We start from the raw sequence: 289 nt of genomic DNA on the forward strand, positions 1-289 counted from the left end.
ATTTAATGGTTACTCCACTATTTCGCTTGGATATGCAGGACTTTATGAGATGTGTGTACGTATGCTTGGCAAATCACATACCGATCCCGCAGCAAGACCATTTGCAATGCAGGTAATGCAGAAGTTAAATGATAAATGTGAAGAGTGGAAAAAAGCAGAGAATATCAGCTATTCTGTATACGGAACACCGATGGAATCTACCACATACAAATTTGCAAAATGTCTGCAGAAGCGTTTTGGAATCATCAAGGGTGTAACAGATAAGAATTATATTACGAACAGCTATCAT

General features: G+C 38.1%; 1 protein-coding gene. It reads left to right on the plus strand.

What is annotated here, in order from left to right; translation table 11 throughout:
- The coding region (nrdD, locus tag PZH32_RS13815) for an anaerobic ribonucleoside-triphosphate reductase (RefSeq protein WP_275208838.1) at positions 1–289 on the plus strand (289 nt) is incomplete at both ends.

It is taken from the genome of Adlercreutzia equolifaciens, from assembly GCF_029076695.1.
GTDB lineage: Bacteria > Actinomycetota > Coriobacteriia > Coriobacteriales > Eggerthellaceae > Adlercreutzia > Adlercreutzia equolifaciens_A.